Annotated in this window: 8 protein-coding genes and 1 riboswitch; of the genes, 3 read left to right on the top strand and 5 right to left on the bottom strand. The window is 62.9% G+C overall.

The window, feature by feature from the left end; all coding sequences use genetic code 11:
- Window positions 1-35 precede the first annotated feature (35 nt).
- A complete protein-coding gene (gene araD1 / locus NP503_RS30805; RefSeq protein ID WP_127266707.1) occupies window positions 36-1,028 on the top strand; it encodes an AraD1 family protein in 993 nt (330 codons plus the stop codon).
- A 175-nt stretch (window positions 1,029-1,203) separates the two neighbouring features.
- On the opposite strand, the gene NP503_RS30810 is transcribed toward araD1, so the two are convergent.
- Both NP503_RS30810 and NP503_RS30815 read right to left on the bottom strand, forming a co-directional pair.
- Window positions 1,204-1,977, bottom strand: a complete 774-nt coding sequence (locus NP503_RS30810; RefSeq protein WP_127266706.1) for an ABC transporter substrate-binding protein — start codon at window positions 1,975-1,977, stop codon at window positions 1,204-1,206.
- A gap of 99 nt (window positions 1,978-2,076) precedes the next feature.
- Entirely contained in the window at window positions 2,077-3,171 is a 1,095-nt protein-coding gene (locus NP503_RS30815; protein WP_127272666.1) for a 2'-deoxycytidine 5'-triphosphate deaminase, read from the bottom strand.
- 138 nt (window positions 3,172-3,309) lie between these two features.
- A riboswitch (SAM riboswitch) is annotated at window positions 3,310-3,387 on the top strand.
- Window positions 3,388-3,444: 57 nt separating this feature from the next.
- Here NP503_RS30815 and NP503_RS30820 point away from each other — a divergent pair.
- Window positions 3,445-4,632 (top strand): O-succinylhomoserine sulfhydrylase, encoded by a 1,188-nt coding sequence (locus tag NP503_RS30820; RefSeq protein WP_023811337.1) that lies wholly within the window; start codon window positions 3,445-3,447, stop codon window positions 4,630-4,632.
- 21 nt (window positions 4,633-4,653) lie between these two features.
- Here the strand turns inward: NP503_RS30820 and NP503_RS30825 are convergent, their stop codons facing one another.
- The 3 genes from NP503_RS30825 to NP503_RS30835 form a co-directional block, all read right to left on the bottom strand.
- Window positions 4,654-4,881: a BrnA antitoxin family protein gene (locus tag NP503_RS30825; protein ID WP_127272043.1), complete on the bottom strand. Its 228-nt coding sequence runs from the start codon at window positions 4,879-4,881 to the stop codon at window positions 4,654-4,656.
- Window positions 4,882-4,963: 82 nt separating this feature from the next.
- Entirely contained in the window at window positions 4,964-5,233 is a 270-nt protein-coding gene (locus tag NP503_RS30830; RefSeq protein ID WP_127272042.1) for a BrnT family toxin, read from the bottom strand.
- Window positions 5,234-5,339: 106 nt separating this feature from the next.
- The gene (locus NP503_RS30835; RefSeq protein WP_127276809.1) at window positions 5,340-6,491 is read right to left on the bottom strand and encodes a ceramide glucosyltransferase; all 1,152 of its coding nucleotides are present in this window, start codon (window positions 6,489-6,491) and stop codon (window positions 5,340-5,342) included.
- A 232-nt stretch (window positions 6,492-6,723) separates the two neighbouring features.
- Between NP503_RS30835 and apaG the strand changes: the two genes are divergently transcribed.
- Window positions 6,724-7,116, top strand: a complete 393-nt coding sequence (apaG, locus tag NP503_RS30840) for a Co2+/Mg2+ efflux protein ApaG (RefSeq protein WP_013533640.1) — start codon at window positions 6,724-6,726, stop codon at window positions 7,114-7,116.
- Window positions 7,117-7,260 lie beyond the last annotated feature (144 nt).

Below are 7,260 nucleotides of genomic sequence, written 5' to 3' on the forward strand. Positions count from 1 at the left end.
GCAGTCCTGCCAAGGCAAATGAGAGAGGATTCATCATGCTGATCTCCCAGATCCTCGACGACGCCGAGACCATCCGCGTCGTCGCCCGCAATGGCGGCAAGACCCGGATCATCAATGGCGCCCGCAGCGTCTATTCGCTGGCGATGGAGGCCGCCCGCACCGGCGTCGGCCTCGTCGCGCTGATCGAACGCAAGGGGCTTGGCGAGACGGTCGATCTCGAGGCCGCTTACAAGAAGGGGCGGCTGCTGTCGCCGATCAATCACCCTGATCCGGCGCATCTGCACCTGACCGGCACCGGGCTGACGCATCTCGGCTCCGCCGCGACGCGCGATTCCATGCACAAGAAGCTGAGCGCCGACGGCGAGGAGCAGCTCACCGATTCCATGAAGATGTTTCGCATGGGGCTGGAGGGCGGCAAGCCGGCGAATGGCCAGATCGGCGTGCAGCCGGAATGGTTCTACAAAGGCAACGGCACGATGGCGGTGGCGCCAGGTGCCGCACTTCTGTCACCGGCCTTTGCCAAGGACGCCGGCGAAGAGCCCGAGGTGGCCGGCATCTATGTCATCGGCGACGACGGCGCACCTTTCCGCGTCGGCTTCACGCTGTCGAACGAGTTTTCCGACCACGTCACCGAGCGCGTGAACTATCTGTTCCTCGCCCATTCCAAGCTGCGCAACGCCTCGTTCGGTCCGGAAATCCTGATCGGCGACCTGCCGCCCGATATCCGCGGCACCTCGCGCATCGTGCGTGACAGCGAGGTGCTGTGGGAAAAGCCGTTCCTGTCCGGCGAAGCGAACATGTCGCACACCATCGCCAATCTCGAACATCACCATTTCAAATACGCGGCCTTCCGCCAGCCGGGCGACGTGCATGTGCATATGTTCGGCACGGCCACGCTCTCTTTCGCCGACGGCATCAGGACCGAGGCCGGCGATGTGTTCGAGATCGAGGCCGGGGACTTCGGCCTGCCGCTGCGCAATCCGCTGGAGATCGAAAAGCCGGTGAAGGTGGCTGTGAAGGCGCTTTGAGGTAGCGCCTTTTTCCTTCTCCCCTTGTGGGAGAAGGTGGATCGGCGCGTTAGCGCCGAGACGGATGAGGGGTGTTCCAGCGAAATAAGACGTTTGCGTTCCCTGGAACACCCCTCATCCGCCGCCTTCGGCGACACCTTCTCCCACAAGGGGAGAAGGGAAGAAGCGCCCAGCCTCAATAAATATCGAAGTCGAAATACTTGGCCTGGATCTTCTTGTAGGTGCCGTCGGCAACGATCGCATCGATGGCCGCGTTGAGCTTGTCGCGCAGGGCCGTGTCTTCCAGGCGCACGGCAATGCCGGCTTGCGTTTCGGTGCCCTTGACGTCGCCGACCAGCTTGCAGCAGCCGTCGCTTGCCTTCTTCAGCCAGTCCATCAGCACGAACTTGTCCGAGATCACGGCGTCAAGACGACCGTTGGTCAGGTCGGTGATCGCCTCTTCCTGGGTCGGATAGAGCTTTGCCTCCGCGCCTGCCTTGCCATACTCATTCTGGGCATAGTCGGCCTGCGTGGTCGAAGCCTGGGCGCCGACCGTCTTGCCGGCCAGTGCCGGTGGTTCGGTCGAGGTGAGATCGCTGTCCTTCGGCGCCACCAGAGCCAGCGGTGTCGTATAATATTTGTTGGTGAAGGCGACCTGCTTCTTGCGCTCCTCGGTGATGCTCATCGAGGCGATGATGGCGTCGAATTTCTTCGCCTGCAAGGCGGGAATGATGCCGTCCCAGTCCTGCGTGACGATCTCGCACTCGACCTTCATCTGCGCGCATAGTGCATTGGCGATGTCGATGTCGAAGCCTTCGACCTTGCCGTCAGCGGTAATGGTGTTGAACGGCGGATAGGCGCCCTCCGTGCCGATCTTGATTTTTTCAGCTGCCTGCGCCGACAAAGAGCCGGCAGCCATCACCAGCATGGCAGCGCCCGCTGCCGATACGATCCATTTTGAAATCTGCATTTTCTTGGTTCCCCTTGAACGCCGGCATCTTGACGGGCGGCAAGGCAGCCAAGCATGGCGCGCCGGTACAGGCAAGTATTTTGCCTTGGGGCAATGAGGTCAGCGCGCGGCGCGGAAATGCTTGGACAGCTTCAGGCCCTGCGCCTGGTAGTTGGAGCCGAGATCGGTGCCGTAGAGGGCCTGCGGCCGCTTCAGCATGTGTTCGTAGACCAGCCGGCCGACGATCTGGCCATGGTCGAGAATGAACGGCACTTCGTGGCTGCGCACTTCCAGCACCGCCCGGCTGCCGGTGCCGCCGGACGCGGAATGGCCAAAGCCCGGATCGAAGAAGCCGGCATAGTGGACGCGGAACTCTCCGACCAGCGGATCGAAGGGCGTCATCTCGGCGGCGTAGAGCGGCGGTACGTGCACCGCCTCCTGGCTGACGAGGATGTAGAACTCGTCGGGGTCGAGCACCAGTTCGCCGGCGCCGCTCTTGTGGATCGGCTCCCAGAAGTCGACGACTTCCTGCGCCGCGCGCTTGTCGACATCGACGAGGCCGGTGTGATGCTTGCCGCGATAGCCGACCAGCCCGTTCTGATCGCCGTTGAGGTCGATCGACAGCGCGATGCCGCCGCCGGAAATGTTCGGCGGCTCGGTGGCGACCAGCGTCTGCGCGCGATGCAACTCGTGCAGCTCGGCTTCCGAGAGCAGCGCATTGCCGGTGCGGAAGCGGATTTGCGACAGGCGTGAGCCGGTGCGCACGACGATCGGGAAGGTGCGGGGGCTGACTTCCAGAAACAGCGGGCCGTGATAGCCGGCAGCGATCTTGTCGAACTCGTGGCCGCGATCGGTCATGACCCGGGTGAAGATGTCGAGCCGCCCGGTCGAGCTCTTCGGATTGGCCGAGGCCGAAATATCAGCCGGCAATGCCAGGCTTTCAAGCAAGGGCACGATATAGACGCAGCCGGTCTCCAGCACCGCGCCCTCGGCAAGACTGATCTCGTGCAGCTGCAGCCGGTCGAGCTTTTCCGAGACCTTGTGGTTGGGGCCGGGCAGGAAGGAGGCCCGCACCCGCCAGGCCTTGTCGCCGAGCCTGAGGTCGAGACTGGCCGGCTGGATCTGGTCGGCGTCGAGCGCACGCGCCGACTTCAGCGCGCCGGACTGGAACAGCGCCGATATGTCCTGATCGGGAAGAATGCCTGTCTGCCGCAAGGCTCCGCTCCTAGGTCAGACGTTTTTCTTGTCGCAGGTTCTGGTCGCAAAACCGTGGAACACTTTTGCGGAACCTGCTTGGTACAAACCTCTTAATGAAGCCGGCAATTGACGCAAGCGTGGCGCGGGTCTAAAGGGTCGTTATCCCGTGGTGATTTGGCCGGTCGGCTTGCAGCCACGTTAAACAAGTCGCTAAAGGACCGTCGGGCCGCAAGGCCGTATGGACCGGTTGCGACTTTCGCGGCCGGTTTTTTTGTGTCTGGAAGAAAAGCGATGAGCACCAAGAAGCACAACTGGAAGCCTCAGACGGCACTCGTGCACAGCGGAACGCTGCGTTCCGGTTTCGGCGAAACGTCGGAAGCGATCTACCTCACCCAGGGCTATGTCTACGAAACGGCGCAGGCCGCCGAAGCCCGTTTCAAGGGTGAGGAACCGGGCTTCATCTATTCGCGCTACGCCAATCCGACCGTCGACATGTTCGAAAAACGCATGTGCGCCCTGGAAGGCGCCGAAGACGCGCGCGCCACCGCGTCGGGCATGGCGGCGGTGACGGCCGCCCTTCTGTGCAGCGCCAAGGCCGGCGACCATATCGTGGCGGCACGTGCGCTGTTCGGCTCCTGCCGCTGGGTGGTCGAGACGCTGGCGCCGAGATACGGCATCGAGGCGACGCTGGTCGACGGCACCGACATCGCCAACTGGGAAAAGGCGGTCAAGCCGAACACCAAGCTGTTCTTCCTGGAAAGCCCGACCAATCCGACGCTGGAAGTGGTCGATATCGCCGCTGTCGCTTCGCTTGCCAATTCGATCGGCGCAAGGCTGATCGTCGACAATGTCTTCGCCACGCCCCTGCAGCAGAAGCCCTTGCAGCTCGGCGCCCATATCGTCGTCTATTCGGCGACCAAGCACATAGACGGCCAGGGGCGCTGTCTCGGCGGCGTCATCCTGTCGGACAAGAAGTGGATCGACGAGAACCTGCACGACTATTTCCGCCATACTGGCCCAAGCCTGTCACCCTTCAACGCCTGGACGCTGCTGAAAGGCCTGGAAACGCTGCCGCTGCGCGTGCGCCAGCAGACGGAAAGTGCCGGCCGGATCGCGGATTTCCTGGCCGAGCGGCCGGAAATCGCCCGCGTCATCTATCCCGGCCGCGCCGACCATCCGCAGGCCGACATCGTCAAGAAGCAGATGTCGGGCGGCTCGACACTGATCTGTCTCGACGTCAAGGGCGGCAAGCAGGCGGCCTTCGCCTTGCAGAACGCGCTCGACATCGTCTTGATCTCCAACAATCTCGGTGACGCCAAGAGCCTGATCACCCACCCGGCGACGACGACGCACAAGAACCTCAGCGACGAGGCGCGCGCCGAGCTCGGCATCGGGCCGGGCACGCTCAGGCTTTCGGTCGGCCTGGAGGACACCGACGATCTGCTCGAGGACATCGCGCAGGCGCTGAAGGCCAGGTAGCGCGCGAGCGTCGTCACAGGATTACAGGCCGACCGCCTTGCGCAGCACTTCGTTCATGCGGGTCTGCCAGCCATCGCCAGCGGCCTTGAAGCGGTCGAGAACGTCGGCGTCGAGGCGTAGCTGTACGGCACGTTTGGGCCGGGCAAGCGGCGGCCGGCCAACCTTGCGGCGCGAAACGGCATCGGTTGGCTGAGCATCCGGATCGGCTTCGGCCGCAGCGGTGATCTTGGCATCTTCTTCGTCGGTCATCGCGGCAAGCGCCTTTTTGGCCAACGCCAAAGCGTCAGCACGTGACAGCTGGGGCGCAGCAGCCTCACGGCGTACGATCGTCTTAGAGGTTTTCGACATAGTCCGTAATTTCCTGCCTTGTGGCCTTGCGCAGCGAAATAACGCGGATGGCGTATCGTCGCTCGACATAAACCATCACATGGACGCCAGTTCCGATCAGACCGATGGCAACGAGGCGGTCCTCGCCAAAGTCCTCGCTGTCGTCGAGCCTGATAGCGGCGTTGGCGAAGTCGAAGGATGGTGCGATCGCAAAATCCACGCCATGCTTGGCCCTGTTCATCCTGGCCTTGTTTTCATCCCACTCGAACTGCATCGCCGCCGGTGCGTTCCCATAAATTATGTATACACAAAAATAGAGCCTAACGCAACATTTCCGTATATACGATAATTATTCCAGCGGTCAAACCTAGCTGACGCCTTCAGGCGCCGGACGGCGTCTCTTCCAGCTCGGCCGTCTTGGTGCCGATGGTCATCGCATTGCCGCGCCAGTCGACGGCGCCGCCGAGCCAGCCGCGTCCCCACATCGCCGGCAGGATCAGGTCGCGCGCCATGATCGCGGCGACCATGCGTGGCGACAGGTACCAGCCCTTGGACCAGGCCAGGGCGCACTCCGGAAGGTAGAAGGCCGCCAGTACGGCAATGGCGGTTGCCCAGAGGCTGAAACCGGCACTGGCTGCGGCAATCAGCGCAAGCACCAGCGGCACCAAGGCGCCGGTCAGGATTTCGGGTGCGAAGAACAGCGGGAAAGTGACGCGGCGCAGGCGCGCCCAGCGGGCCTGACGCGACCAGATCTCGTCAAATGAGCGCCGGCCAAGCGGCTGCTCGAAGGGGGCGGCGACGAGATTGACGCGCAAGCCGAGGCTGTTCACCAGCTTGGTCGCGGCGGCGTCCTCGGCGATCTCGGCGGCCAGCGCGCGGATGCCGCCATTGGCGTCGAGCATCGGCTTGTTCCAGAGCATGCTCTTGCCCTGGGCAAAGCCAAGGCCGAGCGCCTCGCCGGCATATTGCCAGCGCGCCTGCAGCGTGTTGAGGAAAGCGCATTCGACCTCGGCCCAGAAGCCGGCAGGCCGGGAGCCGATCGGCGTCGAGCAGACAAGGCCGGTGCCGGACCGCCAGGCAGCCATCAGGTGCTGGACGTAGTCTCTCGGCATCAGCACGTTGGAATCGGCCAGGACGACCCAGTCGTGCCGCGCCGCTTCCCAGCCCTTGACGCAATTGTTGAGTTTCGGATTGGCGCTGATGCGGTCGTCGCCGATAAGCAGCCGGGCCGGAACTTTCGGAAACCGGACGATCGTCCTGTTTATCAATTTGACCACCGGATCGTCGGCATGGGCAACGCAGAAAATCAACTCGTAGCGCGGCCAATCGAGCGAGAAGGCGCGTTCCAGCGTCTCCTGCGTGAACGGCTCGACGCCGCGCGACGGCACGACGATCGACACCGGCCGCGGCTTGGCGGCCGGCGGCCCAATGGTGTGGCGCCGTTTCAGACGCGAAGCGGCGAGCACGATGCTGGCGAGATTCGAGAGGATGAGGACAGTTGAAAGCGTGGCGGCTATGAGAGTGAGTTCCATCGAGATCCGGTCACTCCAGGAAAACCGGTCCGCAAGATGGCCGGTTCAACAGTTCAGCAGAGCGCCCGAGTCGCGCATCACCAGTCCGCGCACACCATCATTGTCATATGTCACTTAAATGACATTCTTTGTCGGCACCTGCCCGCGAGGTCGGCCAGAGGAGGCTTCGGTCGGTTGACCTAACCGCACAGAGCGCCGAAAGTTCCGCTGGAACCGTTTTTTGGAGCCGCTTATGTATAGCGCCGTCACGCGCAACATCGAAGTGCAGGTCAGGCCGTTCTATCTGGAGGACCGCTCGGATCCCTCGGAGAACCGCTATGTCTGGGGCTATCAGATAACGATCGACAATCAGTCGGACGACTTCGTGCAGCTTCTGTCGCGCTATTGGCATATCACCGACGGCACTGGCCGGGTGGAGGAGGTGCGCGGCCCCGGCGTCGTCGGCGACCAGCCCGAACTCAATCCCGGCGACAGCTACCAATACACGTCCGGTTGCCCGCTCTCGACACCATCCGGCATCATGGTCGGGCACTACACGATGCGCAACAAGCGGGGCGAGACATTCGACATCGCCATTCCGGCGTTTTCGCTGGACCTGCCGGGGACGCGGCGGACGGTGAATTAGCGTCTTTCTCCCCGTTCTACGGGGAGAAATGCCCGGCAGGGCAATGAGCGACTATCTGTGGTGTCAAGTTGCATTGGCGAACTCCATGCGCGCATCGCGTGCTTTTGCATTGAGAATGACGAGGAGTTTTCGCGCCAGCGCCAT

The organism is Mesorhizobium sp. SEMIA396, assembly GCF_024518615.1.
Lineage (GTDB): Bacteria > Pseudomonadota > Alphaproteobacteria > Rhizobiales > Rhizobiaceae > Mesorhizobium.